This is a genomic window from Bacillus sp. JJ1503 (genome assembly GCF_036965125.1).
Classification (GTDB): domain Bacteria; phylum Bacillota; class Bacilli; order Bacillales; family Cytobacillaceae; genus Cytobacillus.
The window spans coordinates 22024-23160 of sequence record NZ_JBALOZ010000071.1 but is presented as its reverse complement, the minus strand read 5'-3'; the positions used below and the strand labels follow the sequence as shown (position 1 = coordinate 23160).

At 42.5% G+C, this 1137-nt stretch carries 2 protein-coding genes and 1 pseudogene; all 3 read right to left on the bottom strand.

Translation table 11 applies throughout. The features are described from left to right. Nucleotides 1–186, bottom strand: a pseudogene (locus V7149_RS06660) (NADH-quinone oxidoreductase subunit C); the annotation flags it as partial. Nucleotides 187–189: 3 nt separating this feature from the next. After that, entirely contained in the window at nt 190–702 is a 513-nt protein-coding gene (locus tag V7149_RS06655) for a NuoB/complex I 20 kDa subunit family protein (protein WP_315666541.1), read from the bottom strand. After that, complete coding sequence (locus V7149_RS06650) at nt 693–1067, bottom strand: NADH-quinone oxidoreductase subunit A (protein ID WP_335344863.1); 375 nt, start codon at nt 1065–1067, stop codon at nt 693–695. Before V7149_RS06650 ends, V7149_RS06655 begins: the two co-directional genes overlap by 10 nt. Between the last annotated feature and the right edge of the window lie 70 nt (nt 1068–1137).

Below are 1137 nucleotides of genomic sequence, written 5' to 3'. Positions count from 1 at the left end.
GGCGGCGGCGGCGGCTTTTGCCTTTGCAGCAGCGGCAGCTTTTTGCTTCGCTATATCAAGGTCTTCAGCTGGGGATTCCTCCTTTGCTTCGCCCTCTTCTTTTGCTTTCATTTTCGCTAGTGCGGCGGCTTTCGCTTTCGCGGCAGCCTCCTTTTTTAACTGTTCAAGATCCTTTTCCCCGCTCATAGGTTAGATCACCTTCTTCCCAGTTTTAGCCTCGTAGCGGATTTTTTCCTTTAATTTATTTATTCCATATATTAATGCTGCCGGATTTGGGGGACATCCTGGTATGTAAACATCAACAGGAACAATTTGGTCGACACCCTTCACAACGGCGTAGGATTTCACATATGGTCCCCCTGCTGTTGCACAGGAGCCCATTGCAATAACCCACTTCGGCTCTGGCATTTGATCATACAATCGGCGAACAATTGGCGCCATTTTTTTCGTAACGGTACCTGAAACAATCATGACATCTGATTGACGAGGGGATGTCCGGAAAAACGAACCAAAACGGTCTAAATCGTAGTGAGCACCACCGACACCCATCATTTCAATGGCACAACAAGCAAGCCCGAAGGTCATTGGATATAATGAGTTACTCCGCGCCCAAGCTTTTATTTGTTCCAAAGTTGCCATAAATACATTACGCTGCAATTCTTCCATTTCTTTAGGTGAAATATCTTCCAATTTTAAGTCCATTTTAACACCTTCTTCTTCCATGCATAAATAAGACCGATGACAAGCATAAATACAAAAATCAACATTTCTATTAATGCAAAGATTCCGAGTTTTTCATAAGCAACGGCCCACGGATATAGAAATACCGTTTCCACATCAAAAATAACAAACATAAGTGCAAAAACATAATAGCGAATATTAAACTGCACCCATGAATCATGGAATGGCTCAATCCCGCTCTCATACGTGGTATACTTCGTCTCATGCGGCTTATACGGCCGCAGCAGCTTCCCTAAAAACAAAGCTACCACAGGTAACAAAATTCCAAGACATAGGAACACAAACACTATCAAATAGTTATTTTGATATAAATTTAGCATCTCCATGTCCATCCCCCCCAATATTATGAATTTTCTCTACCCAGTTGTAACCGTAATCATTATAGCACTCTTACCA

Bases quoted from the DNA above. Each gene is read 5' to 3' on its own strand.
- V7149_RS06655 (WP_315666541.1), bottom strand. From the start codon at position 702: ATGGACTTAAAATTGGAAGATATTTCACCTAAAGAAATGGAAGAATTG.
- V7149_RS06650 (WP_335344863.1), bottom strand. From the start codon at position 1,067: ATGGAGATGCTAAATTTATATCAAAATAACTATTTGATAGTGTTTGTG.